The following is a 26543-nucleotide window of genomic DNA, read 5'->3' on the forward strand; positions in this document are numbered from 1 at the left end:
TCAGGGCCTTGATCGACCATCCGGAGTCAGCAAAAGGTCAGCAAGACGCCCGGGAGTCGACAACCATGGCCACCATCAACCTCGTCCGCGGCATGGGCAGCTTCTTCAAGGAGTGCGAGCACCCCGAGAGCCGATGGCCGAGGTGCCCGCACGAGTACAAGATCCGCTACCGCAACGCGGCCGGACGGCAGGCCGAGGAGTCCGGCTTCTCCACCCAGGAGAAGGCCAAGGCCCGCCTCGCCGAGATGTACCAGGCCCGGAAGAACAACCCGCACAACCAGCACAAGGCCGAGCGCATCCAGAAGTACAGCCCGATGCAGTTCAAGCAGTACGTCACCGAGTGGAAGGCCGGCCAGCGCGACCTCAGCCCCAGCTCCCTGCGACACCTCGACTCACTGCTCGTCCACCACCTCTACCCTGCCTTCCAGAGCCGCCGGATGGGCACCTTCGACCACAAGGTCGTCGAAGCCTTCATCCAGACTATGGAGCGCAATGGCGTCGGCCTGGCCACCCAGTCCAACGCCTTCGACAAACTCAAGTCGATCCTCCTGGACGCCCACCGACTCGGTCTCTACGACGACAACCCGCTCGACGGCGTCAAGCCCCCGCAGTACGGCCCCAAGCGCGCCGTCATCCCCTCCCCCGCCCAGCTCCACGGCATACGCAACGCCGGCGACGACGTGTTCCGCCTCGTCGCCGACCTCATGAGCGGCTGCGGCATGCGCAACGGGGAAGCGCTGGCCGTCAACATCAACAACATCGTGGCCGACGACGTGTACCGGATCACCGAGCAGGTCAACCAGACCACGAAGACCTACGCGCCCCTCAAGCACCGCAAGGTTGGCGACTACCGCGACGTCCCACTACCGGCCCGGGTCAAGCTCTCCATCGAGTGGTACGCGGACACGTACGGCACCATCGACGGCTACCTGCTCCGCAACCCGCGAGACCTGTCCATGCCGATGCCCAACCACTACATCGGGAACCAGTGGAGGCGCATCAAGAAGGACGACCTCGTCGAGATCCCTGATGACATGGTCATCTACGGCTTCCGCCACTTCTTCGCCTCCAACTGCCTCACCCACAACATCCCCATCACCGACGTCGCGGAATGGATGGGCCACAGCAGCCTCGACATCACCTTCAAGATCTACCGACACCTCATGCCCGGCTCGATCAGCCGCGCCGCCCAGGTCCTGGACCTCGGCCTCGCCGCCTGAACACGCAAGGCCCTCTCCTCGGACAAGGAGAGGGCCTTGCACACATCCAGTCGAACGAGCTCAACCACCCGATAGCCGCTGCTGTTTCACCCACGCTTGAACCTCAGCCACCTTGAACTGAAGCTTGGCATTCCGCCCGCACCCGAACCTGTACGGAACGAGGCCTACGCGAGCGGCTTCGCGATACACCCACGGCACCGACATGTTTAGATACCTCGCGGTTTCCTTGACGCTCATGAAACTCCGGTCCATTGGTTCCCTCTCGACGACAGCTAGCATTTGCCGGAGAGAATCACTCATGGAGAATCGTTTGGCTGAACCGGAATCCTGCGCTACTGAACTTGATTGGGTGATGTCGGGGCCGTTCGCCTGACAGCGCCTGGTCCGTTTCGGTAGCCCTGGACTGTGAGATACGCGCCGGGAGGCGGGTTGACCGACGCCGGGAGGGCCGCGCGGAAGCGGATCCGGCTGCAGGCCGTGGAACGCTTCAAAGGCGGGGAGAAGAACCGGGAGATCGCAGCCGCGCTGAGGGTATCGGAGCGGTCGGTGGAACGGTGGTGCCGGCAGTGGCGGGAGGCCGCAGTGTCCGGGGTGCGCTCGAAGGGCTCACCGGGACGCCCAAGGCTGAGCGATGCTTAAATAGCCAGACTGGAGCGTGAGTTGGAGCGCGGACCGCTCGCCCACGGCTGGGCTGATCAGCGGTGGACGTTGGCGCGGGTGAAGATGCTGATCGGCCGGCTGTTCCACGTCTTCTACACGGTGGAGGGGATCTGGCGGCTGCTCAAGCGTCACGGGTGGTCGTGGCAGCAGCCGGCACGCCGGGCGATCGAGCGTGACGACTCGGCGGTCGAGCTGTGGAAGAGGGAGGTCTGGCCGCGGGTAAAAGCACCGCGGCGGCCCGTGGCCTGGGTCGTCTTCGAGGACGAGGCCGGACAGTCCATGAGGCCGCCGTGCGCCAGGACCTGGGGGCGGATTGGCGACACGCCCGTCGTCCGCGTCCGCGTCCGGGGGTCCGGACGGGTCTCGATGACCGGGATGAGCTGCTTCAAGCAGGGCAGGAGATCGCGGCTGCTCTACAGCTTCCACGTCTACCGGGGCCGCAAGGGCGAGCCGAAGGGCTTCACCTGGCGGGACTACCGCGACCTGATCACAAGGGCGCACATCCAGCTCGGCGGCCCGATCGTCCTGGTCTGGGACAACCTGCGCGCTCACTTGATGCCGCAGATGAGAGCGTTCATCGAGGCGAACGCCGACTGGCTGACCGTTTTCTAGCTTCCGTCGTACGCGCCGGACCTCAGCCCGCAGGAAGGCATCTGGGCCCTGGTCAAGCGGACCATCGGCAACCTCGCCGCCGCGAATCTCGATCAGATGGCCAGGGCTGTGAAGCGCAGCCTCAAGCAGATCCAGTACCGCCCTGCCCTCGTCGACGGCTGCATCGCTGCCACCGGCCTGACTCTGGATGGCTGACCGTGACCGGAGACCAGTCCCGGATCATGCATCCCAGTCCGCGTAGTCCCCCATCTCCACGTCGTCGCAGAAGGTCTCCCAGAACCCATCGGGCACGAGCGCGGTCTGGTCGATGCCGGAAAGGAGGTCGCGCAAATCTTCCGCCACCTCGCAGGTCTCCTCATCGCCCTCGGCATGGAACGGGAAGCGTGCGATCATGGCCGCGACGCATCGGTTGAACGAGGCGAGTTCCCTGTTCACGTGGCTGACCGCCGCTGTCTCGATTGCGGGAGTCTGCACCACGTGACCGCTGGCCACGTCAATGGCGATACTGATACGTCCGAGCAAGCCACTCGTCGCAATCCCTACCAGCCCCTGCTCACCGAGCCCCGCGAAGTACACCGGCTCGCTCAGCGGTCGGTACTCGTAACCGATCAGCCCGGCTGGGATGCCGGTCTTCCTGAGATCGACAGCAACCTGGGTGGGCACTTCGGGCGGAGCCTCAACAGGAATCAAGACGAACTTTGGTTTCGGCAGCTGCGGCAGGGGCTGGTTCACGGGAGGATCCTCTCCCGACAGGCTGCTCGGCAACACTCACAGGCCCGCGAGACTCACGACTCCTGCCCGGCGTCCGACCCCGACATCACTCAATCAAGTTCAGTAGCCCCGGTAGGACGAAGGTGTCACCAGAACGAGGCGTACGAAGGGCGAGGCGAGAACTACTCCAACGGCTGCGAGCCCACTTGCGGTAGCAGGTCTTCAACAGGGAGGAGAGCGCGCAGGCTGCCGAAGACCCAAGCATCGACGGTCTCTGGGTAGTGCCTGATCCAGTCCGCCGGCGGGGGCTGGTGCGGCTCGTCCAGACCGTGACACCACTGCGAGATGATGTTGTCACCGCGCGCAAGGTCAGTCACTGCTACCCGCAGTTTGGCGGCATGCCGCAGGATGCGGTCGCTGTCGGCGGACCATACGGGCCCAATCGCGCCCCCCTCGTGGGCGATGAAATTCCGTGCCTTCCTGGCTTTGTGCAGAGTGTTCATGTCCATGCTCTCACCCATTGCATGGGACGCCAGGCCGTGCAGGGTCCCCCCAGCAGCTTGTCTGCCGGCACTGCGGCGAGTATCTCTTCCAGGGAGAGAGCCGGGTCCGTCTGGTGAGCGGCGAGCAAGTTCCCCATCCGTAGCACGTACTGGCACTTGCGCTCATAGGCGCTCGCGAGGTGGAGTGCCCGCCCCACCGCGAGGAAGAACGCGTCGAGCAGCTTCGGATCCCGAGGTACTAGTAGGCTAAGTGACCAGCTCATTCCAGTCACAGTAGCGGCGGATGTCCCGGCGCCGCTCATGGATTGTTGGAATCTCGCTACTTGCCGCGCGCTATGTCGTCCTGAAGGGAGAGGTGCCGGTCGAGGCCCGTAACAGCCTGCTCGACCTTTTGCTCGAAAGGCTCCAAGGCGTCTTCAATGGCGGCGTACTCATGGACGAGCTGGTGCTTGTCGTCGATCGACTCTAGTTCGGACACCAGACGCCGCCATCGCTCCATGTCCGTCTTGGAGTACGGATACTTTCGCCCGCGAACCTGTTCGAGAGTTGTCGTCGCTGTGAGGTTCGCCTGCACCAGACGCAGAGCATCCCCACGCACAAGGTGCGGGACGCTGAGGTTGTCCTCGATGAACACGAGTCCGTCCCTCACCTGATCCAGCCGAGCATGCAAGTACTGGACGAGAGCGCTACGCACCTGCGGCAGGTCGAGTCCCACTTCGCGACGCAACTGAGCAGCGATCCTCTGCGGGAGATCCTGCCTCACAAGTCCCAACAAGCCATCGCTCGCAGCGTACCTCTTGAGCTCCGGGCCGAGTTCTGAAGGAGAGCCGTACGTCATGTAGAGCTGTCGGTAGGCATCCAGCACAGTGCAGGCGGCGTCGAAGTAGATCAGAGTGGCGGGCCTGATGACTTCGGGCCTCAGCTTGTCACGGTGGTACATCTCGTTGCGGTACTTGTGCAGCTTCTCCAGAACGGGACCAAGTGCAGCGTCCAGGACCTCGCGCCCCACGAGGAAAGCGACCTTGGCGTCGAAGTTACGATCGATCTTGTTCAGGTCGGTTTTGGAAAGAATCTTGGCTTCGATGGCCTCGGCCTCGGCAACCGCCTCCGCATGCCCATGGGCCGCCATTTCCTTGTATGTGGGTAGCAGGCCAGCAAGGATTTCTTGATCCCAGAGCTCGGACTGCACCGTCCGGTGCAGGATCAGTTCTGTCACACTGTCGAGAAGTATGAACGCCAGCCGCAGGTGGGGCACGCGCCCTTTCTCGATCAAGCCCTTGGCCTCTTCGAGCTGCACAACGATCAGCTCCAACTGCTCCATGTAACCTCTCCCGACACGCAGCCCAGTCACCTTGCGCTACATCATCCCTGACCAGTGACGCGGGCGGCACACGAATTTCGTGGGCAGCACGAGCAGCAAGCCCGGTTAACCTCGAAGGCCCAGCTCCCCTCTGAGGGAGACCGCTGAAGAAGCTCCTCACCTCCGGCCAATCCAACCAAGATCCTTCGTCAGACTCAGCCTGACTCACGGACAGCGACAGTCCGAAGAATAAGACAGACGCCCATTCAGGTGGACCGATTGCGGAATACACCAAGCCTGGCATCGATTGGTCTTCTTGCAGAGATCACGGGGAGGGGTGCTGGTGGCGGAGTTGTTGTTGTTCCGGCGGGATGCGGACGGTCGGGACGTGGAGCTGTCGGGTTCGACGGTGGCGCTGGAGGTGGAGCTGCAGCGGCGGGTCGAGGCCGGCCTGGAGCAGATGCTCGGGATCCGGTTCCTGGCGTCGGAGTATCCGACCGGTCCGTGGCACCGGGGGCGGATCGACACGCTCGGGCTGGACGAGAACGGCAGCCCGGTGGTGATCGAGTTCAAGAAGGGCTCTGACAGCGGGGTGCTGTCGCAGGCCGTCTCGTATCTCTCCTGGCTGGAGTCGGCGCATCACGAGTTCGAGGCGCTCGTGCGAAAGGTGTTGGGTGCGGGGGCGGCCGAGTCGATCGACTGGCGGCGTCCGCGGATGGTCTGCATCGCGGCCGGCTTTTCCCACCACGACCGGGTGGCCGTGCAGCGGTTGCCCGAGCGGATCGACCTGGTGCGCTATCGCATCTTCGAGGGCGGCCTGCTGAGTCTGCTGCTCGTGGACTCCTCACCCGGCGTGCCGAACACGGCGTCACGGCGGAGACGCGAGCGGAACGTGGTGGCCGACAACCCGCCAGCGGCACCGGCGACGCCTTCGCCAACGGGTGCCGACCTCGTCCCAGAGTCCTTGCGGGACCTGTACGCGGAGGTGGACGAGGCGCTCACGGCGTGGGGCGAGGTCGAGGTGGTGTCCCTCAAGCACTACATCGCCTACCGGCGGCTGGTGAACGTGGCCTCGGTGATCTTCCGTCCGAAGCACGGGGCGATCCTGGTCTACCTCAGACTCGACCCGGACACGGTCGTGCTGGAGGAGGGCTTCACCCGGGACATGCGCGGCATCGGACACCTGGGGACCGGGGACCTGGAGGTCCGTCTCGCCGCGGCGGCGGACCTGGAGAAGGCGGCGCCGCTGATCCGGCGGGCGTTCGAGGCGGCCTGACACAACGAGAAGGGCGGCTGGAGCACCGGTTCTCGATGCTCCAGCCGCCCTTCGGCGTCTGCGGCCCGCCGGCCCCCGGGCTCTCTCCGGTCTCATGGTCATGCCTCCGGCCCGGCCAGGTCGAAGTTGTCCTGCTTCAGCTCGGCGCGGAGGCGCTGCTCGGCGACGTCGGCGTAGTGCTCGGACAGCTCGACGCCCACGAAGTGGCGTCCCTCGCGAAGGGCCGCGACGCCCGTGGAGCCGCTGCCGGTGAACGGGTCGAGCACGGTGCCGCCCTCGGGGCAGACCTGGACGAGCTGCTGCATCACCTCGACCGGCTTCTGAGTGATGTGGACCCGGCCCTTGCGGGGCTGGGAGGCGATGTAGTGGCCGGGCAGGTAGAGGTCGCGGGTGTTGTCGAGGGAGCCCTTGACGCCCCAGACGATGAACTCGGAGTCCTGCTTCGGCCCGCCCTTACGGGGCCGACTGGAGGGCTTGATCCACGGCATCGTGCCGCTCCAGGTCCAGCCGGCCATCTGCAGGGCGTCGGTCGTCGTCGGTTCCTGGCGCCAGTCGGTGAAGACCATGGCCACCGCGTGCTCGGTGGAGGCCCGGTACGACTCGGTCAGCAGCTCAGTCAGCCAGGAACGGTAGGAGCGCTGGTCGCGGTTCTCGCCGGGGAAGTTCGCGAGGTCGTGCGCACTGTTGCTGGTGACGTACTTGGCGCGCGCGGTGCGTCCGGTGCGGTCGGCGCTGGTGCGTCCGCCGGAGTTGTACGGCGGGTCGGTGATCACCGCGTCGACGCTCTCGTCCGGGAGGGACTTCAGGACGGTCAGGGCGTCGCCTCGGTGCAGCGTGTAGGTCATGGGAAGGGCCTTTCTCAGGGCATGGCAGGTCCGCTCCCGCTCCGGGCAGCGCTCAACGGCGTTCTTCCGGGGTGGGGTTGTGGCGGAGGTTAGCGGCGATCTCCGGCCGAACCCAATGAAGCGACCGGGCCGGGGGGGCCGGATGTGGAGGTCGTTTGGTGCGGCCGGAATCCCGGTCTACTGTCTCGCCGTGTCACCGGGACAGAGCCCCGCTCCACCCCGGCTGACCTGTGCTTTTCCGTGCTGTCTCGTCCAATCGAGCGGTACGAAGGGCACGTTGCCCACGCGTTTCCCGATGCCCTCCGGAGGTCCTCGTGTACTGCCTGAGATTACGAGCGCGGCTGGCTGCCGCGCGTGACCTGAGACCGGCGTCCAGGAGCTACCAACTCCCCTGACCCGGGCCCGCCCGAGCGGCGGAAGCACATCAGCGCGGTGCCGACGGCTTTGCACGAGAAGTCGGCACCGCGCCTCCTACGAACCCCTCAAGGAGCCGCTGCGATGCAGCATGCCCTGAAACGCCCGCGCCCCGATCCGTCGCCGTCACCCGGCCGGCACCGCCGCCTCGGTGAACGGCGGCGGCGATGAAGAAGACCACCGGCGCCGTCGTCGGGCTCTGCGCGACCGGCCCGCTGCTGCTGGCCGCTCCGGTCCTCGCCTACTCGGCCGGGACCGCCTCGGCCTCCTGCTCGACCGGCGGTGCACAGGCTGTGGATACCGCTGCCGTCGCCCAGCAGGTGAAGGCCATCCTGGAGGGCGGGGGCAAGGGCTCGCTCTCCGTGCCGGGTCTGGACGATCCGGCCGAGCAGGTGCCGAACGCCAAGACGATCCAGGCCACCGGCGTCGCGATGAACATCCCGGCCCGGGGTCAGGTCGTGGCTCTGGCGACCGCTCTTCAGGAGAGCGGCCTGCGGAACCTGACCTGGGGTGACCGCGATTCGCTGGGTCTGTTCCAGCAGCGGCCGTCGATGGGCTGGGGAACGGCGAACGAGATCCTCGACCCGGTGCACGCCTCGACGAAGTTCTACGAGGGGCTCAAGAAGGTCTCGGGCTGGGAGTCCCTGTCCGTCACCCAGGCCGCCCAGGCGGTGCAGCGGTCGGGCTTCCCGGAGGCGTACGCCAAGTGGGAGCCGCTGGCCACCGCCCTGCAGAAGGCCATTGAGCCCCTGCTGGTGAAGACCGGCAGCCCCTCGCCGAGTCCTTCGCCGTCCGGCGGGGTCGATGTCGGCGGTCCTCCGCCCGGTACCGCTGGCGGCTGTGCGGCGGACGGGGACGGGACCGACTTCGGGACCATCCCGCCCGGCGCGGTGCCGGCCGAGTACAAGATCCCCGCCGACGCTCCGTTGAAGGCCCAGACGGCGATCCGGTGGGCGCTCGGCCAGCTCGGTACCCCGTATCAGTGGGGCGGGACCTGCGAGAACTCCCACGGCAAGGACGCGATGGGCCGGTGTGACTGCTCCTCGTTGATGCAGCAGGCGTACAAGGCCGCCGGCATCACCCTGTCCCGTACGACGTACACGCAGGTCAAGGAGGGCAAGCCGGTAGCGGTCGTTGTCCTGCAGCCGGGTGACCTGCTCTTCACCCAGGGGACGGCCGCCGTCCCCGAGCACGTCGGCATGTTCATCGGTCAGGGCCTGATCGTCCACGCCCCTCACACCGGCGACGTGGTCCGCATCACGACCCTCAGCCGCTGGAAGCCGCAGCTCCTCGCGATCCGCCGAGTCCTCTGACCGGCGCTTCCTCTCCCCCCTCCCTCCCCCTCTTCTCTCCTCGCACCGCCGCTTCGCCCTCATGGGCTTCGGCGTACAGTAAATCGAACTGGAGTTCCCCATGTATCTCGCCGAACAGGTCATCCAGCTCGCCTACGACCCCGGGATCAAGCCGAACGAGGGCGGTCTGCCGGGCCTGTCCGTCCTCAAGCAGGTGATGGGCTCCATCAACCTCTTCGGGCTGATCGCCGTGGTCGGCGCGCTCGCCGTCAGCGCGGGCGTGTGGGCCTGGGGCCATCACTCCGGCGGCCACCAGGCCGAAGCGAACGGCAAGAAGGGCGTGCTGGTGTCCGCCGGCGCGGCTCTTCTGCTCGGCGCGGCGAACGGCGTGGTCGCCTTCTTCAGCACGCTGGGGACGCAGGTCCGCTGATGCCCTCGCACGCCTCGAACCCCGGCGGCGCATCGCGCGTGCGCCGCCGGGCGCTGCTCGGCACCGTCGTCCTGGCCGTGCTCGTCGCCCTCGCCGGCCTGGCCGCCTACCTCACCCGCGACGGCCGGAACCCTCCCGAACCTCCTGCCCCACCGGCGAGTTCGCCCACAGCCTCCGCCCCGGCTGCTCCTTCGTCCGGGACGCTCGTCCCGCACGCCCGGCCGCGTGCTCTTCCGGTTCCGCCGAAGACCCGTGACCCGATCGCGTTCGGGAGGGCAGCCGCTGCGGCGCTGTGGTCGTACGACACCCGCGCGTACACCCAGCCCGAGCTGCGCAGGGCTCTTCGCGGGTGGCTGACCACCGAGGTGAAGTACGCCGATGCGGCCTCGGTGGACAAGGCCGTTCCCTCCGCCGTGCTGTGGAAGGAGATGGCCGCCAACGGCCAATTCGCCACCGCCAAGGTCCACGAGGGGCACTTCCCGAACGCCTTCACCCGGGCCCTTCAGGAGGACCCCGGAGCGATCACGCAGGCGTACGTCTACGCCGTCACGGTCTCCGGCAAGCAGAAGGTCGCCTGGAAGGGCTCGCCCGCTGGCGGCGCGGAGAGCCGGTCGGCCACCCTCGCGGTCCAGTGCCGGCCCGACCAGCCCTGCGCCCTGGCCGGCGTCATGTCGGCCGTCTCGCCCTGACCCCTCACTCCAGAAAGGAGGTACGACCATGGGAGTCTGCGACCTTCCCCTGATGGACAAGATGTGCGGAGCCGTCGACTTCGCCACCAACCCCGCCGGGGCCGTCACCGACGGCATCGGCGCGTGGATCGCGAAGTCCGCGGGCGAGCTGGCGGCCAGCGCGGCCGACCTCGCCGCAAGGGCCGTCGACCAGACCACCGCCATCGACCTGTCCGCCGGATGGTTCCGGGACAACTACGCGCTGCTGCTGCCCATCGGGCTCGCGCTCACCGTCGGCACGTTCTGCATCCAGTTGATGCTCGCGGCCTGGCGGCGCGACGAGCGCGCCCTGGCCCAGGCCGCGTTCGGCACCATGACCGGCGTCCTGTTCAGCTTCTGCGCCGTCGCCTTCACCAGCGTCGCCATCACCGTGGTCGACGCCCTGTCCGACGGCCTGTTCCAGGCCGCCAACACCTCCGTCGACGACGCGATCCGCCGCGTGGTGAAGGTCAACCAACTGGGGGCGATGTACGGCCTGGGCTGGGGCGTCCCGGCCCTGGTCGCCCTGGGGTGCGCGATCGGCGCCTTCCTGTACTGGGGCGTCATGGTCGCCCGGAAGGTCGGCGTCCTGATCATGGTCGCGCTCGCGGTGTTCGCCGGGGCCGGCGGCGGCTGGGAGGTCGCCAAGCGTTGGCGGCGCGGCTGGATCGAGGCCACCGCCACCCTGGTCGTCTCCAAACTCCTGATGACCGTCGTCTTCCTGATCGGCGTCTCCGCCATGGGCAAGTCCAACGCCAACGACGGCATGTCGGCCCTGTCCGACGCGATGGCCGGCCTCGTCGTGATGGTCCTGGTGCTGCTGTGCCCGTACGCGACGTACAAGTTCGTCCACTGGGCCAGCGACGGCGGCGGCCACGACGACCTGCACCGCACCGGTGTCGCCGGCATGGCGGTCGCCGTCGGGGCGGCGAAGACCGCGGGCACCCTGGCGATGCAGGCCGGCACCGGAGCCCCCGCTCCGCAGGGCCCGAACAAGGTCCCCGGCGCGGACACCGACGGTGTCGCCTCCGGCATCAACCCCGCCGGCAGCACCCTCAGCAAGGAGGGCATCGACGGCGGTCCGCCCAAGCAGCAGACCCGCTTCCGCTACGGCGAGGACCCGAACGCCACCGGCGACAAGGGCCGGGCCCTGATCCAGCGCCCGGGAATCCCGCCACTGATCACGCGTCCCAGCGAAGCAGAAGCGGAAGGTTCCCAAGCAGTCGTCCAGGGCTCCACCGACGGATCCGGTCACCTCACCGGCACGTCGGCTCCAGGCGGCAAAATGATCTCGGTGCCCCCTGCCGGACCCGCGCCCTCGTCCCCCGGGACCCCGGCCGCGCCGCCCGCCGGGCCGCCGGCCGCCGGTTCGCCGGCGCCGCCGACGACGAACTGGGTGTTCCCCACCCAGCCGCCCGAGGGTTCCTGACCCACCACACCCCGGGGGCGGGCTGCCCCTTTGCGCAGCCCGCCCCCGTCCCGCCCGACCAGCAGGAAGGTTCCTCCATGATCTCCAGAAGAGCGCCGCGCGCCCCACCCCCTTCCGCCCGCTCCCACCGTCTGGAACCACCATGTCCGGCAAGCACCAGGCCCCTACCGCCACCGTGAAATTTCCCCACCGCAGCAGGCGCGGCATCCTGCTCGGCCTGACCGCCCCCCAGCTCCTCGTCGCCGGACTCACCGGCCTTCTCCTCCTCGGCGTCGTCCTGACCCGGGGCGTGGTCGGCGCTCTTCAGCTCATCCCGCTGTGGGCGCTGATCGCCCTGGTCGTCTTCGTCCGTCACCGGGGCCGTGCCCTGGCGGACTGGGCGCCGATCGTCACCCGCTACGTGCTGCGCCGGATGCGCGGCCAGCTCGTCTGGCTCACCCGCCCCTCCCGTCGGCCGACCCGCGAGGGGCTGCTCCACCTTCCCGGCACGGCCGCCAGCCTGCGCGTGGCTACGGCGCCCGACAGGCGGTACGGCGCGGTTCACGACCCGCACAGCGGCACGCTGACCGCGGTGGTCAAGGTCTCCTCCCGCGCCTACGCGCTGCTCGACCCGGGCACCCAGCAGGCCAACGTCAACGGCTGGGGACGCGCGCTGGCCGCGCTCGCCCGGACCGGGCAGGTCGCCCGCATCCAGGTGATCGAGCGCACCGTCCCGGACTCCGGCGACGCGCTGCGCCGCTACTGGGAAGAGCACGGCCGGCCCGACGCCCCGATGGCCGGCGCGATCTACGGCGAGCTGATTCAGAGCGCGGGTCCGGCCGCCGCCCCGCACGAGGCGTACGTCGCGCTGTCGCTGGACACCAAGGCGGCACGACGGCTGATCAACCAGGCCGGCGGCGGGCTGACCGGCGCGTTCAGCGTCCTGGCGCAGCTCACCTCCACCTTCGAGCAGGCCGCGCGGACCGCCGGGCTCAACCCGACCGGCTGGCTGACCGCCCGCGAGATCGCGGCCGTGGTGCGCACCGCGTACGACCCGACGGCGCTGGCGGCGCTGGACCGGTGGTCGACCGCCGGCCGTCCCGAGGCCGATCCCGCTGCCGCCGGCCCGGTGGTGGTCGTGGAGAAGGCGGACCACATCGCGACCGACTCGGCCGTTCACGCCACCTACTGGGTGGAGAACTGGCCCAGGACCGAGACGTCGGCCGGTTTCCTGCACCAGCTCCTGTTCACCGGCGGGGTCCGGCGCACTCTCTCGCTCTCCTACGAGCCGAAGGGGCTGGACGCCGCCCTGCGCGACGTCCAGCGCAAGAAGGCGTCGGTCATCGCCGATGCCGCCGAGCGGGCCCGGCGCGGCCAGGTCGACTCCGAGGCGGACTCGATCGAGTACCAGGACATCAAGTCCCGCGAGCGCCAGCTCATCGCCGGGCACGCCGATGTCGCCCTGACCGGGCTGCTGACCGTCTCGGCCGACTCCGAGGACGAACTGCGTTCTGCCTGCGCGGTCGTGGAGACCGCCGCCGTCGGCGCCCAGCTCGACCTGCGGCCGCTGACCTGGCAGCAGGCCGAGGCGTTCACCGCCGCCGCCCTGCCGCTCGCGCTCGCCGCCTGACCGCGGCCCTTCCTTCCGAAAGAGCACCTCCATGTCCCGCACCCCCAGCACCACCGCGCAGGACTTCGTGCCCTTCGCCACCGCCGCGCTCGACTTCCACCGCGCGCTCAACCTCCCCGGCGGCCCGCTCGTCACCACCCGGGCCGAGCTGGACGCCCTGCACTCCCACCTCGTCTCGCTGCACGGACTGCTCGACGCCCACGCTGCCCGGACCGGACGGCTCGTGCCCGGCGAGGGTGAGCAGCTCCGTGCCGCCCGGACCCGGATCTGGCAGGCCGCCGAGCACCTCCACACCGCCTACCACGCAGCCCCCCGACCGGACTCCGGCGAAGTGCCCAATCCCGAGGCGTGCCGCACCGGCCTGCCCGAGGGGGCGCCGGAGCTGTCCGTCTGCCAGCGCCACCAGCGCACCGCGCACCTGATGCGCCGCCGCACGACCCCGGCCGACCTGCACGCGCCGTTCACCGGCCTCGTCCGCCGCTGACCTCCTGGAGAAACGTTCATGTCCCGTACCCGCGCCACCGCTTCCCCGTTGTTCGTACCGCACAAGGCGTCGCGTGCCGAGCAGCGGGCCGCCCGCGCCGGTTTCGCCGAGGCCCGCCACAAGGCCCGTCTCGCTGGCACCCCGCCCAAGCACCGCGCCGAGCAGACCCTCGATCCGGAGCTGCGCCCGAGCTACCCGTCGGCGGGCCGCTCGGGTCCGGCTTCGGCCCGGGGCGGCAAGCTCCGCTTGCCCGCCCACCGGATGACCACCGCCACTGCCAGCGGGGCCTATCCCTTCGTGGCTGAGGGCGGCCTGGGGGCGGAGGGCGTCTTCATCGGCCGCGACGTCCACGCCGAAGCCGCCTTCTGCTTCGACCCATTCTCGCTGTACAACAGCGGCCGGATCGAGGGCTTCACCAACCCCAATGTCGTCCTCGCCGGGATCATCGGCATGGGCAAGTCGGCCCTCGCGAAGTCCATCGCCGCCCGGTCGATCGCCCACGGCTACCGGATCTACATCCCGTGCGACCCGAAGGGCGAGTGGACGTCCGTCGCGCAGGCCCTCGGCGGCTACAGCATCGCCCTGGGCCCGGGGTTGCCCGGCCGATTGAACCCCTTGGACTCCCCGGCCCGGCCCGCCTCCGTCAGCGAAGAGGACTGGGCGACCGAGGTGCGAAAGCGCCGGCTGCTGCTCCTGGCCGGCCTGGCGCGCACCGTCCTCAAGCGCGATCTGCTGCCGATGGAGCACACCGCCCTGGACCTCGCCCTGGACCTGGTCGTCGCCGAGGCCGCCGCCCGGGGCACGGTTCCGCTGCTCGGCGAGATCGCGTACGCCCTCGGCTCCCCCGAACGGCTCGACCATGCCCTCGGCCACCAGGCCGGACACCTCGGATCGGCCGCCCAGGACCTCGCGCACGCCCTGCGCCGCCTGGTGCACGGCGACCTCAGCGGCATGTTCGACGCCCCGAGCACCGTGGCGTTCGCCCCGACCGCGCCGATGCTGTCCATCGACCTCTCCCGCCTCGGCGGCTCCGGCGACGACACCGCGCTGGTGCTGGCCATGACGTGTGCGAGCGCGTGGATGGAGTCCGCCCTCGCCGACCCCGACGGTGGCTGGCGCTGGGTGATCTACGACGAGGCCTGGCGGCTGATGCGGCACGTCGGCCTGCTCGAACGCATGCAGTCACAGTGGAAGTTGTCCCGGGGCCTGGGCATCGCGAACTTGATGGTCATCCACAGGCTCAGCGATCTGCTCTCGGCGGGTGACGCCGGCTCGCGCGGCCGGGTGCTGGCCGAGGGCCTCCTGGCCGACTGCTCCACCCGCATCATCTACCGCCAGGAGCCCGACCAGCTCGACGCCGCCGCCTCCCTGCTCGGCCTGACCGGCGTCGAGACTCAGGCGGTCTCCGCCCTGACCAAGGGCCGGGGCCTGTGGAAGGTCGCCGGCCGGTCCTTCATCACGCAGCACATCCTGCACCCGGCCGAGCGAGCACTGTTCGACACCGACGCCCGCATGTCGGCCTAGCCCAATCAGCCTTATCCATAAGGGAGTTACCTCTTGTCTTCTACCGTACTGCGGGCAGATCACGGGCTTCGTGGAAACGCCCGGACTCCGGCCGCCGACGGGAACGACCGTCTCGCTGCCGCCCGGCCCGAGGAGTTCGAGGAGCTGTTCTCCACGATCCTCGACGCGGACTTCAGCGCGGTGGCCCGGCTGCACCAGATGCTCGAAACCGCCTCGGAGTGGTGCCGCGAGCACGGCGTCCGCGGCAGCGCCGCCGAGCTGGACATCCTCGCCGAGCACCTGACCGATCTCGGCGAGGAGCTGCACCTTGTACGCGAGGGCGTGGGCCAGGAGATCCGCTTCCGCTCGCACCGGGCGGCAGCGGTCCGTACCTCCCCGACCGCCTCGGCACGCGCCGCCGCCAGCCCGTCGACGGCGACGTCCACTCCTGTACCACCGGGGCCCGTCCGCCCGCTGCCGCGCTCACGGTGAAGACCGGCCAGGAACAAGGAACGATCATGACCACTTCTCCCTCTTCTCCCGCCCCGGCCGAGAACCAGCCACCGCCGGTCACCGATCACCCGGAGTGGCGGCGGCACCTCCCGGCACTGGCCTCGGCCGCCGCCGGCATCAACCACGCCTCCAACGCCTGGGACACGGTCTCCGACTCCTTCTGCGACCAGGACGGGTGGCCCGTCGACGAGAAGGGCTACGCGGACGGCAAGGTCAAGCGCGACGCCGAAGCCTGGAAGCACGTCGAGGTCTTCCTCGACCACGGCCCCGAGGTGCTGGCCGCCGTCCGCGCCGCCGTCGACAGCGCCGACTACGCCGGGGGACCGATCAGTGACGACCTGTACCGGCTGCGCGGAATCGACACCACCCTGGAGCAGGCCGGTCAGCTCCGGCACGAGTGGGACCAGATCATGGCCCTCATGGACGCCTCGCAGCCGGGCTCCCTCCAGCTCTACCAGGAGAGCGCGGAGGAACACCGCAATGCCGAGGGCTGGCACTACGCGCACGAGCTGTCCGACCAGGGTCCCGCGCTCGTCCGGGCCGCCGAGTACCTGGCCGACCGGATGAACGCCGAACGGCCTTCGCACACCGAACGCGCCCGGGTGGCCCTGACCCGGTCCGCCCCCGGCAACCGCCGGGTCCCATCCGATGGGCCTGCCCCGGCCCCGGCCCCACATCCGCCGGCACCGAGTCGTTCCCGCTGACACCCTAAAGCGTGTTGCAGAAGGTCGTGTCTGGGCAGGTCAGGGCCGGTTTCGGACTGGCCTGCTCATGCTGCCAGGGCGAGGTTGTGCATGTGGGCGACGGCCTGGACTGCGTGATGGAGGCCGTCGCCGCGCTGACGGCAGTCGCGCAGGATCTTGTAGTGCTTCATGCGCGCGAAGGCGTGCTCGACGCGGGCCCGCACCCGTCGGTGTTCGGCGTTGTCCTCCTCCTCGCCGGGCAGCAGGGCCCGGCCCGGGCGTTTGCGGTGCGGGACGACGAGCCCGGTGTTGATGTAGGCACCGTCGCCCAGCACCGTCACGCCCTCGCAGACGGCGGCCAGGCCAGAATCCCGCCACGCCTTCGCGTCCGCGGTGTTGCCGGGCACCGGCCGGGCCGCCGCGACCACGAGTTTCGTGTCGGCGTCGATGATGACCTGCACGTTCGCCGAGAACCGGTAGTTGCGTGAGGACGCGCCGGTCTTCCGGTCGCGGACCGGGATCAGGGTGCCGTCCACGATCCACAACCGCTCGACCGCGTCGGTGGGGCGGGCTGCCGGCTCGATCGCCAGCAGCGGCCGCAGCCGCTGGATGACCCGGCACACCGTCGCCGGCGAGACGCCGAACAGCGGCGCGAGCTGCCGCATCGTGAGGTTCGTGCGGTAGTAGACGGCTACCAGCAGCACTCGGTCGGCCAGTGGCAGACACCACGGCCGGCCACCGCCGGGCCCGTTCCCGCCCCGTTCACGCACGACTTTCAGCAGCCGCTCGAACTGCCGCATCCGCAGACCCGTGAACGTTTCCACCCACAACGGCTCAGCCCTCAACACCCCACGCATACAGGGGAAATGCCCGAATCGAAGCCTTCTGCAACACGCTTTAAGGGCTGTCCCGTAACTGATGGCCAGGCGTTAATGGATGGGTAGTCCGCAGGCTCGCATGCAAGTCCAAGATCACCTGCCGCCCGTCTTGATCCATGGCCATTTCACGATGCAGACCACGACAGGGGCGACGAGCATGGCCAGCAGCCACAGGCCCACGCTCGCTGGAGAGTAGATGTAGTAGAGCCAATGCTCTGGCAGGGGCGACGGCGCGAGCAGCAGCAAGATCAGCGTGGCCCATGTGGCCAGTACGGCGGCTGCCATGCGTGCGGTCATCTCTATCGGCCCCCTCGACGACGCTCATCTCTACGGATCGGATGATAGAGCGACTGAGATGATCTTGGTGTGGCTGGTGTGATCACGGCGTCGGAGCCGTCCTGGATAGCCCCGTTCACCGGGCTGAGCCCGCGCGCCTTCGGGAAGCTGGTGACGGTGCTGCGTCGCGCAGGTGCAGACTCGGTCCGCAAGGGCCGGCCGTGGTGTCTTCCGCTGGAGGACAGAGCCCTGCTCGTCGCGGTGTACTGGCGCACGAACCTGACCATGCGGCAGCTCGCGCCGCTGTTCGGGGTCTCGAAGTCGGCGGCGGACCGCATCATCGACCACCTCGGGCCGATGTTCGCGCTCCGGCCCCGTAAGCGGTTCGCCAAGGACACCGTGCTCATTGTGGACGGCACCCTGGTCCCCACCCGCGACCACACCGTCGCCGAGCGGTCGAAGAACTATCGGTACTCCACCAACCACCAGGTCGTCATCGATGCCGACACCCGCCTGGTCGTCGTGGTCGGGCGGCCGCTCGCCGGGAACCGCAACGACTGCAAGGCGTGGGAGGAGTCCGGCGCCAAGGCCGCCGTCGGCAAGACCCTCACGATCGCCGACGGCGGATACCCGGGCACCGGGCTCGTCATACCCCACCGCCGCCGCACGGGCGAGGAACTGCCGGAGTGGAAGCAGGAGCACAACAAGTCCCACAAGCAGGTCCGGGCCCGCGCCGAACACGTCTTCGCCCGCATGAAGACCTGGAAGATCCTCCGCGACTGCCGCCTCAAAGGCGACGGCGTCCACCACGCCATGCTCGGCATCGCACGGATGCACAACCTCGCACTCGCCAGATAGACCAGCGGGCCACACCGCGGCCACTCACGCCCGAGCCGACTCAAAGATCATTTACGGGACAGCCCTTAGGCCGTATATCGAAGGTGGATCTTGTATTCGAATTGACCGTGGTTCATGGAGTTGGGGCGATCTGAACACCGGTCCGGACTCGAAACCGTATGCCGGCGATCAGCCGTCGCCAGTGCCAGGCGGGCTGCCGCCCTACCTTCGACAATAACGGCCCCAGCGCCGCCCACCGCTCATCCGTGAGCCGGTACGTTCCACTTCTTGATCAGATGAAGGGACGTTGGATAGGCTCCACCGATACGGTGCGCGACGCTCGGGGAACAACCTGTATGCAGCCGCCGGTGCAGGGGGTGGGTTGTGCCTGACTCGATAGCCGTGCCGACGGGTGTCCAGCCGATCAGCTTCGATGTGCACGCAGTCCGCGGGGGAAGCCCCGGCGGAGCCCGCGACGACTTCGAAACGATGATCATTCAGCTTGCCGCCGCGACGACCCCCAACGTACGGTCCGTCGCTGCCAACCCGGGTGACTGGGGTATCGACGCCTTCGCCGGAAACCTCGGCGGAGCAATCACGGTGTGGCAATCCAAGTACTTCATGCCGGTCACAACAAAGAAGCACGTAGATCAGGTCGAACACTCTCTCGGCAACGTGCTGAAGGCAGCTGCCAAGAACGGCCACACCATCGCCAGCTGGATTCTGTGCATCCCCTCCAGCATGGATGGCCCCATGACGGCATGGTGGGACGCGTGGACGAAGGCGAGGGAGAGGGAACACAGCCTCGTCATCCAGCTTTGGGACGAGACCGCCCTCCGGAAGAAGCTGCTCAGCCCTGAGGGCGACGACGTGCGTCGCGGCTTCTACGAGACGTACGCTCAGACCGCCCCCGCCGCCATGGAGCAGCTTCGGCTGGTACTCGAAGTTGAGGATGACAAGGCAGCCGCCCTTGGCTCCGCCTTGTTCATTCGACAGATGACCGAGGCTGGCCACGTGGAGCTGGACTCGGCCAAGAGGCAGTTCTTCAATGCCGATCTGGTAGCTCGCGAGATCGCGCACAAGGATGTTCCGGCGGAGGTAGCGGCGCTCAGTTCCGCCGATGCGACGCTCCATGGGCTATGGGAGATGCAGTTCAACGAATGCGCGGCCGAGGACACGCTTCGCACCCTCCACACTCGTGTCTGGCGGGATGTACGCAACGAGCACGACAAATTGCCGAAGTCGCTTCGCCTGGAGCTGGTGCACAGCTGGGGACTGGTCCACCGGCTCGTAGACAACCGCAGGGCGGGCTGGGTCAAACACTGGCGGCAGATCGCCGCCGAGCACTCCGACGGCTGACCGCCGCCGCCTGTCCTGTCAGACCTACAAGGAGTTCGCTGTGGAAGCACACCGGCCGGTGATGATGCCGGAGGATGAGGTGACCTTCCGGCTGGCGCAGCTGCTGCTACTTCTCGACGCTGTCGCCGGACAGGACGCGAAGGGGGCAAGCCTGGAGCGCATCGGCTACTACGACTTCCTGTCGGCGAATCCCTTCCTCGTCGTCGATTCCGAAGGCCGGGAGGGCAACTTGCTCAGGCTGGCCGGGTTCGATCCGCGGGTGCTCTCCTACGCGTCCTCCTCGCAGCGCTTCACCAGCCGACGCGAGCGTATCCAGCACGACCTCGGACTGCTCGTGGCTTACGGGTGTTGTGAGGTCCACAACCGCAACGGCGCCTTCGCCTATTCGATCAGCGACCACGGTCGGGAACTCGGGGCTCGCTTCACCGCCACCTACGCCACGTCGTTCACCACTGCGGCGTCCATCGTTGTGCGTCGTCTTCGCAAGCTCAGCGACAGGGCACTGCGGGAACAGACCGCACGATGGCTGCGGCCCGATGGAGAGGGCGGTCCCGGTGCCGCGCTCCTCAGCGTGTTGGGTCCGGGACCGCAGGCGCACGACATGCGCTGGGAGGGATGAACATCATGCAGCCTCTGCCTGGCATCCGGATCCGACGCCTGCGCCTTACTGGCGTCAGCCAGAGCTATGACGTCGATTTCACGCAGGATCAGCGGGTGCGGGGGCTGTCCGTGGTGGCCGGGGCGTTCAGTTCGGGCAAGACTGCGGTGTTGGAGTTCATCGCCTACGGCCTCGGTGGAAAGCGCCATCCCCGGCATCTTGAGGTGCTGCGCAAGGTCCGTTCCTGCCTTCTGGAAGTCGAGCTGTCCGGCGAACCGCACGTCATCGAACGGCCCGTCGGGGAGCCCTCGAAGGTCGCCTATGTACGCCGGGGGACGCTGGACAGCCCGCAGCTCTCCAAACCTGAGAGCAGGACCATCGAGCCGGCGGGAGCGACCGAGAGCCTCTCCACTCTGCTGCTGAGGCACTGCAAGCTCGAAGGCGTTCAGCTGCGGGAGGCCCCCACCAGCCGTGAGTCCCGGACCGACCCCCTGAGCATCCGCGACCTCATGAACCTGGCGTTCCTGCCCAACGAGCGCATCGCCTCCAAGAACTTCCTGTTCGAAAACGAGTACATGAAGAAGCACAAGCTGAAGCAGGTGGTCGACGTCGTCTTCGGCGTTCACGACGACCGCGCTGTGGAGCTTGGGCAACGCATCAAGGAACTGGGCGCCCGACTCATCCAGGCACGCTCCGAACTCGCCGCAGCACGGGCGTTCGTCGATGAGCAGGATGTTCCCACGGCTGGCGCGCTGACCGCTGAACAGTACGAAGGCGAGCTGCGGGAGCTGACCGAGCAGCTAAGGACCCTCGACGAGGCAGCGGTTGCTGGCACCACCTTCGCCGGGCGTCTGCGCCGCGAGCACCAGCAAGCTGCCCAGCATGCCCGGCGAGCCGCCGGCGTGGTACGTGACTGCGAGACGCAACTAACCCGGATGATGCCACTGCGGGCGCAGTACGCGGACGACCTCGTCAAGCTCAACATGCTGGCCGAAGCGCAGCGCCTGTTCGACCCCCTCAGCGTCACAACCTGCCCAGCGTGCCTGAATCGGCTGCCCGTTCCCCCGTCGGTGGAGAACGGCTCGTGCAGTCTGTGCAGCCATGAGCTGCCCCACGGCGACGGGCACCTGACGCTCGGCACCGCTACAGCCGAGCACTCATTGGGTGATGGGCGGATGAATGTCGCGGCCGAGATCAGAGCCACCAAGGCCCGTTTGAAGGAGATCACTGCCTACGTCGAGGGCCTAGACAGCTCGCTCGCCGCGTTGAAGCTCCAGGCAGAAAACGCCGCCATCGACGAAGAACGTGCCGCGGCCGCGGTCGACGAAGCCACTTCGCCCACCGTCACCCCGTTCCTCGCCGCTCGCGACAACCTCCAACGTCGGCGCGAGGAAGTCCTCCGTCATCTCCAGCACACCGAAACCGCGACGAAGCTTCAGTCTGGTCTGGAGAAGCGCGCCGCGCTCGTGGAGCGGCAGGAAACAGAGATCGAACGCCTGCGGGAGGAACGCGATCGGCTGGGAGATGCCGCGCAGGACCGGGACCTGGTCGTCGGCCGCATCAGCGGCCGCTACAGCGAACTCCTGCGGCAGTGGCGCTACCCGAAACTCAGCCAGCCGATGATCGACACGAACCTGGTCCCTCACGTACGCGGCGACTCCTATCGCGAGGCGTCATCCGGCGCCCGGACACTTTTGACCTTGGCCTGGCAACTGGCCGTCTTTGAGGTGGCCGTCGAAACATCGGCCGCCCACCCTGGCTTCCTCATGATCGACAGTCCGCAGAAGAACCTGGGCCACGGCGGTACCCGGGACGCGGTGATCGCAGACGCGATCGCCATCGACGACTTCTATCGCCACCTGACCAGCTGGCTGGCTGAGCAGGGGGCGGGTGCACAGGTGATCATTGTCGACAACAGTCCGCCCACGCTCGTGGAAGAGAACGTCGTGGTCCGGTACAGCCGCAGCGAGGACCGGCCCCCCTACGGGCTGATTGACGACGAGACCACTACCGACGAGGGCATCCCCGAATAGTCTTCTCATCCTGCTTGGGCCCGGTCCTGCGTCTACCGCGGCGTTGGTGATCAGCCGTCAGCAGTCCAGTGCCGCGTCAGACAACATTCGTCCTGTTGGTGAGGGCTGGCCCGTCAATGCAGGCTGCACCGCATGGAGTTGATTGCACAGGTCCGGGATGCTGATGTGTATGCCCTGGATGAGTCCAGAGTGCTGCGGAGGTACCAGCACGGAGGGCCCACCGGTCTGGAGTCACGCTTGATGACGCACCTTGCGGCATGTGGGTATCCGGTGCCGCAGGTGTACAAGATCACCGACACTGACATGGTTCTTGAGCGGCTGACCAAGCCGACGATGCTGGACGTGCTGGCCTGGCGTTCGTAGCGGGTGGGTTCTCTGGGTCGGGAACAGGGTCGCCTGCGCGATCGGATGCATGCGCTGCTGGCACCGGAGTGGCTGCCCAAGCGGTTCGGCACGGCGGATGGCGACCAGGTGCTGCATCTGGACCTGCATCCAGGCAACGTCATTCTGACTCGGCGGGGGCCGGTAGCGATCGATTGGTGCAATGCGGGCGCTGGTGATCCGGCTGCCGATGTGGCCATGACCATGGTGACCGTGGGCAGTGCGGACGTGCCGGGACTAGCCATGGCTCAACGACTTTCCGGACACCCCTAGCACCGAGCCACGGCCGTACCAAACCGGCCGATCACCGGATCCTCGTGGACCACCCCTGCCCAGCACCACGCCTCTGCGACTCACGCCGTCAGTCCGGGGCGCCTGACCACGGAGAAAGCCCATGTATCCCGATAGCGCCCTCACCACCTTTGAACAGGACGGCTCACGCATCCTCGCGTGGACCAGCCCGATGTCCTTCGCGCCCGTGGACAACCCTTCCGCGCAGGAGGACCACGGGTACGACTACCTGACCACTCCCCTGCGGCAGCGCGGTCTGGAGTGCACCGTCGAGTTCGGCCTGAGCGACTACATCGTCCACGCCGAGCTTCCCGACGGCAGTTCGCTGATCATCTCGCCCCCACAGGAGCCGTCCTCCGAGCATCCTGAGGGGCCCGAAAGCTGGACGGTGACCCGCCACCGGGACAGCGGGCCCGCAGTATACGAGGTGATCTACGACTCGGGGCCCGAGGGCCTCCACGCGTGGAACGGCGGCAGCGTCCCGCACCTGCTCGCCGTCGTCGACGCGCGCCTGGACCGGCTCGGCGTGGCTCCGCGCCGGGAGCAGGAACGATCCGCCGAAGTGCAGGCCGCCGGCACGGTGCTCTACCGGGCGGGCTTCGTGCCCGCCGTGGCGTTCGGCGGTGTGCACTACCACCGGCTTCCCTCGGCCATGACCGATCCGGCCGAGCAGCGGCTGGCGGTGACCCGAGCCCTCCACATGCTGCAGGCCGAAGGCTTCCACTTCGTCTGCGACCCGTCCCTCGCGGTCGCCGGCCTTTCCCGTCCCCAGGGCCACGAGATGAGCCTCGGCGACCTTCTCGGGCGCCTGGCCCAGTCCGTCCAGGGGGCGACGCACACGAGCGAAGCCGTCGCCGCGCTGAGCAAGCTGACCGCTCCCGGCGACGGTGTTCTCCAGCGGGTCGTCGAGGTCCTCGACACGACGGCCGCCTGGTGGGAAGGGATGGGTGGCACGGCCGATCAGCGTTACGCGGACCGCCTGCGCCTCATCGCCGAGGACCTGGACTCCTACGCGAGCAGGCTTCAGGCGATACGCAACGACCTGGCCGACCGCCATATCCCCCACCCCGAAAAAACGCCGGCGGCCCAGGCGGTCTCGGCACGGGTGAGTGCCGCGCTCGCACCGTCGCCGTCGGCCGGGCGGCACACGGTCCGGGCTGGCCCGCCGACGGAACCGTCCACTCCCACCGCGCCACCGCCCGCACGTCCCTCGTCCGCTCCCGGCCGCTGACCGCCTTCCCGTACCGGAGTGCCCCTGTGCCCCGCACCAGCAGAACCGTTCCGGCCCTCGACCGCCCCTGCCTTCGAGCCCGTCCCGAATGGATCCGCCATGCCCACCTCCGATCAAGAACCGCTCCCCGACGTCGTGGTCGGCCACCACCCCGACTACGGCATCGTCGCCGCGAACCCCAAGAACCTGCCCGCCAGTACGTGGATGCTGGAGCGCCTCGACTTCCACCCCGTCCCGGGCGAACCAACCCTGTACGCCCTGGCCGATCCGCAGCGTGACAGCGCAGATCGTGCCGCCCGTGCCGTCACGCTGCTGCGCAACGCCGACCTGCGGGTCGACGTGGACGCCGCCTTCGATCCCTCACTCGCGCCCGGGGCGGTGCCCGGCCGGGGCCAGGCCGTGCTCGGTGAGCCTGCGGTCGCCTTCGCCGAGCACCCGCGGCTCGGCATCGTCGCGGCCCTCGACAGCCGCGCCTCCGGACTCACCGGGCTCGCTCTGGTCGAACACGGCTGGCGGCACAACCTGGGTCTCGACATCTACGCGCTGCCCGCCACCGTCGGCCGGGACGAGGCGCTGGGGAAGGTCGCCGGTGCCACGGTGGCGCTGCACCGCTCCGGCGTCCAGGTCGCGGTGCAGCCCCGCCTCGCCCAGGACGTCGTAGCGCGCCGCCGCCCTGCTCCCGTACCGGCCGCGTCCCGTGAGCGCGGCCAGACCGCCGCTCGTACGTCTCCGATCAGTGCCGCCGCGCTCGCCGCCAGCCCGGCCCGCGCCGGCCTTCCGAGCAAAGCACCGGTCCCCGCCCCCGTCGCCCCTGCGGCGGTCCGGCCGGTCGACCCCCGCATCGCGTTCTCCCGCGACCGCTGATCCAACACCCCTTAAGGAAGAACCCTCATGGCCGTGAAGACCATCTGGCCGATCCGCTACGCCTGCGGACACCAGGACGACCGCGATCTGTCCGACCGTCCGGCCGACCGCCGAGCGGGCTTCGCCGAATGGCTCGCCAAGCAGAAGTGCACCGACTGCTGGCGGGCCGACACCGACGAGCGCACCGACCAGGACAAGGCCGACTGGCTCAAGGCCAGGCAGGAGGAGTCCGACGCCTGGGCGGTGAAGTTCCGGATGCCTCCCCTGGAGGGGACCGAGCGGTCCGTCCCCTGGGGTGTGCGCTGCCGCCACCAGATCATGGACGCCGCCCACACCGCCCTGGTCCTCGAAGGCGACACCAGCATGGCTGAGTGGGAGAAGATCGAGGACAATGCCCGTACCGTCACCCGCGCCGGGTGGTGGATCGACCAGCGCTTCTCCCAGCCGGAAGACCTCCCCGAGCTGCTCCAGGCCGCCACCGGAGCCGACCGGCCGACCGAGAACCCCCACTTCTGACCGACCGGTGCCCCGCTACGGCGGGGCACCGCCCTCTTTCCACCCGCCGGCGCGCCGGGGGCAGCCCCCGAGGACGATCGGCGGCTTCTACCAGCGTTCTCCGGCCGGGCCAAATCGCGGTTTCTGCGGATCCTCTCCCCTGTCGATCCGACCCCCCGCGTCCAGGAGGCCCGTGTGCCTGCCCCTTCGATCATCATCACGTCCGAGTTCAGCGGCAGCGTCGTGGCCAAGGGCGCCACCGACGACCTCTCCGCCCAACTCCTCAAGCACGCCGGCTTCCAGCAGATCGACGACTGGCACGGCCGGCGCCACCGGCTTCCCACCACCATGCCGGTCACCGACCAGGTGGCCATCGCCAGCCACGCGGCCGAGATGCTCCGCGCCGCCCGCTACGAGGTCACCCTCCCGCCCTCACTGGACACGGCCCGGATGAGCCCTCCGGTGCCCGTCCTCGGGCCGTATGCCGCCGGGGCGGAGCTGCTGCAGATCACCGACCGGATCCGGGCGGCCGAGACCGGGGCCGATCTCCAGCGGGCGGTCGACCACCTTCTTCACCCCGAGCACGGGGCCCTGGAGCGCGTCCGCGAAGCGCTGGAGGCGGCGGGCGAGCACATCAACGACCTCGACGAGGAGGCGTACGCGCTGGCCGACCGGTTCGGCTTCGCCGCGGAGTTCGTCAGCTCGGCGCAGTCCGAGCTCGTCGACTCCGAGGCCGAGCTGCGCCGTGTCGGCCACGCCTCCTCGGCCGGGTCGCGGGCTCGTTCCTCAGTGCTACCCGATCACCGGGGTGCCGCTCTGGCCACGTCGCCGGCCGTGGCCAAGGCCAATCTCTCCCCGTCCCCCGGCGTCGAGACGACGACCGCCGGCACGGCCGTGTGCCCGTCGCACGCTCCCGGTCCGCGACGGTGACCGGGGACTCTCTTCGTCCGCGCCCGCCGCCGGTCTGCCGCGCGCCTACATGATGCGGGCGGTCGACGCCCTCGCCAGTGCGACCGCCCACTACGCGGTGCCGCTCCTGGTCCTGTTCACCACCGGCTCCACCGCGCTGACCGGCCGGGCCTTGCCGGTCACCCCGTGACCCCGCCACC

29 protein-coding genes and 1 pseudogene are annotated in these 26543 nt (G+C 68.7%); 23 read left to right on the forward strand and 7 right to left on the reverse strand.

Annotation, left to right across the window (positions count from 1 at the left end; all coding sequences use genetic code 11):
- Nucleotides 1–65 precede the first annotated feature (65 nt).
- Nucleotides 66–1220: a tyrosine-type recombinase/integrase gene (locus ACIQD7_RS29775; RefSeq protein ID WP_402445597.1), complete on the forward strand. Its 1155-nt coding sequence runs from the start codon at nt 66–68 to the stop codon at nt 1218–1220.
- 60 nt (nt 1221–1280) lie between these two features.
- Here the strand turns inward: ACIQD7_RS29775 and ACIQD7_RS29780 are convergent, their stop codons facing one another.
- Nucleotides 1281–1520: a helix-turn-helix domain-containing protein gene (locus ACIQD7_RS29780; RefSeq protein ID WP_402445599.1), complete on the reverse strand. Its 240-nt coding sequence runs from the start codon at nt 1518–1520 to the stop codon at nt 1281–1283.
- Nucleotides 1521–1625: 105 nt separating this feature from the next.
- On the opposite strand from ACIQD7_RS29780, the pseudogene ACIQD7_RS29785 reads away from it, so the two are divergent.
- Together ACIQD7_RS29785 and ACIQD7_RS29790 are read left to right on the forward strand one after the other, a co-directional pair.
- Nucleotides 1626–2163, forward strand: a pseudogene (locus tag ACIQD7_RS29785) (winged helix-turn-helix domain-containing protein).
- An 83-nt stretch (nt 2164–2246) separates the two neighbouring features.
- The gene (locus ACIQD7_RS29790; RefSeq protein ID WP_402445601.1) at nt 2247–2492 is read left to right on the forward strand and encodes a hypothetical protein; all 246 of its coding nucleotides are present in this window, start codon (nt 2247–2249) and stop codon (nt 2490–2492) included.
- A 219-nt stretch (nt 2493–2711) separates the two neighbouring features.
- On the opposite strand, the gene ACIQD7_RS29795 is transcribed toward ACIQD7_RS29790, so the two are convergent.
- The 3 genes from ACIQD7_RS29795 to ACIQD7_RS29805 form a co-directional block, all read right to left on the reverse strand.
- Nucleotides 2712–3224 carry an SUKH-4 family immunity protein gene (locus ACIQD7_RS29795; protein ID WP_402445603.1) on the reverse strand — a complete coding sequence of 171 codons (513 nt, stop codon included), beginning with the start codon at nt 3222–3224 and terminating at the stop codon, nt 2712–2714.
- Between the two features lie 161 nt (nt 3225–3385).
- The gene (locus ACIQD7_RS29800; RefSeq protein ID WP_402445604.1) at nt 3386–3706 is read right to left on the reverse strand and encodes a hypothetical protein; all 321 of its coding nucleotides are present in this window, start codon (nt 3704–3706) and stop codon (nt 3386–3388) included.
- A 319-nt stretch (nt 3707–4025) separates the two neighbouring features.
- Nucleotides 4026–5027 (reverse strand): hypothetical protein, encoded by a 1002-nt coding sequence (locus tag ACIQD7_RS29805; protein ID WP_402445605.1) that lies wholly within the window; start codon nt 5025–5027, stop codon nt 4026–4028.
- Between the two features lie 322 nt (nt 5028–5349).
- Between ACIQD7_RS29805 and ACIQD7_RS29810 the strand changes: the two genes are divergently transcribed.
- Entirely contained in the window at nt 5350–6282 is a 933-nt protein-coding gene (locus tag ACIQD7_RS29810) for a DUF5655 domain-containing protein (protein ID WP_402445606.1), read from the forward strand.
- Nucleotides 6283–6380: 98 nt separating this feature from the next.
- Here ACIQD7_RS29810 and ACIQD7_RS29815 read toward each other — a convergent pair whose 3' ends face one another.
- Nucleotides 6381–7127, reverse strand: a complete 747-nt coding sequence (locus ACIQD7_RS29815; protein WP_402445608.1) for a DNA-methyltransferase — start codon at nt 7125–7127, stop codon at nt 6381–6383.
- Between the two features lie 581 nt (nt 7128–7708).
- Here ACIQD7_RS29815 and ACIQD7_RS29820 point away from each other — a divergent pair.
- From ACIQD7_RS29820 to ACIQD7_RS29860, 9 genes are all read left to right on the forward strand, one after another.
- Nucleotides 7709–8854: a C40 family peptidase gene (locus ACIQD7_RS29820; protein WP_402445610.1), complete on the forward strand. Its 1146-nt coding sequence runs from the start codon at nt 7709–7711 to the stop codon at nt 8852–8854.
- A gap of 100 nt (nt 8855–8954) precedes the next feature.
- The gene (locus ACIQD7_RS29825) at nt 8955–9263 is read left to right on the forward strand and encodes a DUF6112 family protein (protein ID WP_014046753.1); all 309 of its coding nucleotides are present in this window, start codon (nt 8955–8957) and stop codon (nt 9261–9263) included.
- Nucleotides 9263–9952 (forward strand): hypothetical protein, encoded by a 690-nt coding sequence (locus ACIQD7_RS29830; RefSeq protein WP_402445612.1) that lies wholly within the window; start codon nt 9263–9265, stop codon nt 9950–9952. The genes ACIQD7_RS29825 and ACIQD7_RS29830 overlap by 1 nt, the downstream gene beginning before the upstream one ends.
- Nucleotides 9953–9980: 28 nt before the next feature.
- Nucleotides 9981–11399, forward strand: coding sequence for an ATP-binding protein (locus ACIQD7_RS29835; RefSeq protein WP_402445613.1), 1419 nt, complete (start codon nt 9981–9983; stop codon nt 11397–11399).
- 142 nt (nt 11400–11541) lie between these two features.
- A complete protein-coding gene (locus ACIQD7_RS29840; RefSeq protein WP_402445615.1) occupies nt 11542–13008 on the forward strand; it encodes an SCO6880 family protein in 1467 nt (488 codons plus the stop codon).
- A 31-nt stretch (nt 13009–13039) separates the two neighbouring features.
- Nucleotides 13040–13492 carry a DUF6238 family protein gene (locus ACIQD7_RS29845; protein WP_402445617.1) on the forward strand — a complete coding sequence of 151 codons (453 nt, stop codon included), beginning with the start codon at nt 13040–13042 and terminating at the stop codon, nt 13490–13492.
- 18 nt (nt 13493–13510) lie between these two features.
- Nucleotides 13511–15016, forward strand: a complete 1506-nt coding sequence (locus ACIQD7_RS29850) for an ATP-binding protein (RefSeq protein ID WP_402445618.1) — start codon at nt 13511–13513, stop codon at nt 15014–15016.
- Between the two features lie 33 nt (nt 15017–15049).
- Nucleotides 15050–15487 carry a hypothetical protein gene (locus ACIQD7_RS29855; RefSeq protein ID WP_402445620.1) on the forward strand — a complete coding sequence of 146 codons (438 nt, stop codon included), beginning with the start codon at nt 15050–15052 and terminating at the stop codon, nt 15485–15487.
- 26 nt (nt 15488–15513) lie between these two features.
- Entirely contained in the window at nt 15514–16212 is a 699-nt protein-coding gene (locus ACIQD7_RS29860; RefSeq protein WP_402445622.1) for a hypothetical protein, read from the forward strand.
- A 65-nt stretch (nt 16213–16277) separates the two neighbouring features.
- Here the strand turns inward: ACIQD7_RS29860 and ACIQD7_RS29865 are convergent, their stop codons facing one another.
- On the reverse strand, nt 16278–17048 hold the full coding sequence (locus ACIQD7_RS29865) for a transposase family protein (protein ID WP_402445624.1): 771 nt from the start codon (nt 17046–17048) through the stop codon (nt 16278–16280).
- 114 nt (nt 17049–17162) lie between these two features.
- Nucleotides 17163–17366, reverse strand: a complete 204-nt coding sequence (locus ACIQD7_RS29870; protein WP_381412603.1) for a hypothetical protein — start codon at nt 17364–17366, stop codon at nt 17163–17165.
- A 69-nt stretch (nt 17367–17435) separates the two neighbouring features.
- On the opposite strand from ACIQD7_RS29870, the gene ACIQD7_RS29875 reads away from it, so the two are divergent.
- The 10 genes from ACIQD7_RS29875 to ACIQD7_RS29920 all read left to right on the forward strand — a co-directional run bounded on the left by ACIQD7_RS29875 (nt 17436) and on the right by ACIQD7_RS29920 (nt 26364).
- Nucleotides 17436–18203: a transposase gene (locus tag ACIQD7_RS29875; protein WP_402445626.1), complete on the forward strand. Its 768-nt coding sequence runs from the start codon at nt 17436–17438 to the stop codon at nt 18201–18203.
- A gap of 363 nt (nt 18204–18566) precedes the next feature.
- A complete protein-coding gene (locus ACIQD7_RS29880; RefSeq protein WP_402445628.1) occupies nt 18567–19541 on the forward strand; it encodes a serine/threonine protein kinase in 975 nt (324 codons plus the stop codon).
- A 40-nt stretch (nt 19542–19581) separates the two neighbouring features.
- Nucleotides 19582–20160, forward strand: coding sequence for an ABC-three component system middle component 2 (locus ACIQD7_RS29885; protein WP_402445629.1), 579 nt, complete (start codon nt 19582–19584; stop codon nt 20158–20160).
- Nucleotides 20157–22172, forward strand: coding sequence for a DNA recombination protein RecN (locus ACIQD7_RS29890; protein ID WP_402445630.1), 2016 nt, complete (start codon nt 20157–20159; stop codon nt 22170–22172). The genes ACIQD7_RS29885 and ACIQD7_RS29890 overlap by 4 nt, the downstream gene beginning before the upstream one ends.
- Before the next feature lie 132 nt (nt 22173–22304).
- Nucleotides 22305–22535: a hypothetical protein gene (locus tag ACIQD7_RS29895; RefSeq protein WP_402445631.1), complete on the forward strand. Its 231-nt coding sequence runs from the start codon at nt 22305–22307 to the stop codon at nt 22533–22535.
- Nucleotides 22536–22538: 3 nt separating this feature from the next.
- Entirely contained in the window at nt 22539–22826 is a 288-nt protein-coding gene (locus ACIQD7_RS29900; protein ID WP_402445633.1) for a phosphotransferase family protein, read from the forward strand.
- Between the two features lie 121 nt (nt 22827–22947).
- Nucleotides 22948–24075, forward strand: coding sequence for a hypothetical protein (locus tag ACIQD7_RS29905; protein WP_402445635.1), 1128 nt, complete (start codon nt 22948–22950; stop codon nt 24073–24075).
- A 99-nt stretch (nt 24076–24174) separates the two neighbouring features.
- Entirely contained in the window at nt 24175–24939 is a 765-nt protein-coding gene (locus ACIQD7_RS29910) for a hypothetical protein (protein ID WP_402445637.1), read from the forward strand.
- Nucleotides 24940–24966: 27 nt separating this feature from the next.
- On the forward strand, nt 24967–25455 hold the full coding sequence (locus ACIQD7_RS29915; protein WP_402445639.1) for a hypothetical protein: 489 nt from the start codon (nt 24967–24969) through the stop codon (nt 25453–25455).
- Between the two features lie 174 nt (nt 25456–25629).
- Nucleotides 25630–26364 carry a hypothetical protein gene (locus tag ACIQD7_RS29920; RefSeq protein ID WP_402445641.1) on the forward strand — a complete coding sequence of 245 codons (735 nt, stop codon included), beginning with the start codon at nt 25630–25632 and terminating at the stop codon, nt 26362–26364.
- The last annotated feature ends 179 nt before the right edge of the window (nt 26365–26543 follow it).

The organism is Streptomyces sp. NPDC093071 (assembly GCF_044754545.1).
Lineage (GTDB): Bacteria > Actinomycetota > Actinomycetes > Streptomycetales > Streptomycetaceae > Streptomyces.

What these genes read in the sequence shown, in the direction of transcription:
- ACIQD7_RS29775 (WP_402445597.1), top strand. Translation starts at nt 66, where the DNA reads ATGGCCACCATCAACCTCGTCCGCGGCATGGGCAGCTTCTTCAAGGAG.
- ACIQD7_RS29780 (WP_402445599.1), bottom strand. Translation starts at nt 1,520, where the DNA reads ATGAGTGATTCTCTCCGGCAAATGCTAGCTGTCGTCGAGAGGGAACCA.
- ACIQD7_RS29790 (WP_402445601.1), top strand. Translation starts at nt 2,247, where the DNA reads ATGACCGGGATGAGCTGCTTCAAGCAGGGCAGGAGATCGCGGCTGCTC.
- ACIQD7_RS29800 (WP_402445604.1), bottom strand. Translation starts at nt 3,706, where the DNA reads ATGAACACTCTGCACAAAGCCAGGAAGGCACGGAATTTCATCGCCCAC.
- ACIQD7_RS29805 (WP_402445605.1), bottom strand. Translation starts at nt 5,027, where the DNA reads ATGGAGCAGTTGGAGCTGATCGTTGTGCAGCTCGAAGAGGCCAAGGGC.
- ACIQD7_RS29815 (WP_402445608.1), bottom strand. Translation starts at nt 7,127, where the DNA reads ATGACCTACACGCTGCACCGAGGCGACGCCCTGACCGTCCTGAAGTCC.
- ACIQD7_RS29820 (WP_402445610.1), top strand. Translation starts at nt 7,709, where the DNA reads ATGAAGAAGACCACCGGCGCCGTCGTCGGGCTCTGCGCGACCGGCCCG.
- ACIQD7_RS29825 (WP_014046753.1), top strand. Translation starts at nt 8,955, where the DNA reads ATGTATCTCGCCGAACAGGTCATCCAGCTCGCCTACGACCCCGGGATC.
- ACIQD7_RS29830 (WP_402445612.1), top strand. Translation starts at nt 9,263, where the DNA reads ATGCCCTCGCACGCCTCGAACCCCGGCGGCGCATCGCGCGTGCGCCGC.
- ACIQD7_RS29835 (WP_402445613.1), top strand. Translation starts at nt 9,981, where the DNA reads ATGGGAGTCTGCGACCTTCCCCTGATGGACAAGATGTGCGGAGCCGTC.
- ACIQD7_RS29840 (WP_402445615.1), top strand. Translation starts at nt 11,542, where the DNA reads ATGTCCGGCAAGCACCAGGCCCCTACCGCCACCGTGAAATTTCCCCAC.
- ACIQD7_RS29845 (WP_402445617.1), top strand. Translation starts at nt 13,040, where the DNA reads ATGTCCCGCACCCCCAGCACCACCGCGCAGGACTTCGTGCCCTTCGCC.
- ACIQD7_RS29850 (WP_402445618.1), top strand. Translation starts at nt 13,511, where the DNA reads ATGTCCCGTACCCGCGCCACCGCTTCCCCGTTGTTCGTACCGCACAAG.
- ACIQD7_RS29860 (WP_402445622.1), top strand. Translation starts at nt 15,514, where the DNA reads ATGACCACTTCTCCCTCTTCTCCCGCCCCGGCCGAGAACCAGCCACCG.
- ACIQD7_RS29865 (WP_402445624.1), bottom strand. Translation starts at nt 17,048, where the DNA reads ATGCGTGGGGTGTTGAGGGCTGAGCCGTTGTGGGTGGAAACGTTCACG.
- ACIQD7_RS29870 (WP_381412603.1), bottom strand. Translation starts at nt 17,366, where the DNA reads ATGACCGCACGCATGGCAGCCGCCGTACTGGCCACATGGGCCACGCTG.
- ACIQD7_RS29890 (WP_402445630.1), top strand. Translation starts at nt 20,157, where the DNA reads ATGAACATCATGCAGCCTCTGCCTGGCATCCGGATCCGACGCCTGCGC.
- ACIQD7_RS29895 (WP_402445631.1), top strand. Translation starts at nt 22,305, where the DNA reads ATGGAGTTGATTGCACAGGTCCGGGATGCTGATGTGTATGCCCTGGAT.
- ACIQD7_RS29905 (WP_402445635.1), top strand. Translation starts at nt 22,948, where the DNA reads ATGTATCCCGATAGCGCCCTCACCACCTTTGAACAGGACGGCTCACGC.
- ACIQD7_RS29910 (WP_402445637.1), top strand. Translation starts at nt 24,175, where the DNA reads ATGCCCACCTCCGATCAAGAACCGCTCCCCGACGTCGTGGTCGGCCAC.
- ACIQD7_RS29915 (WP_402445639.1), top strand. Translation starts at nt 24,967, where the DNA reads ATGGCCGTGAAGACCATCTGGCCGATCCGCTACGCCTGCGGACACCAG.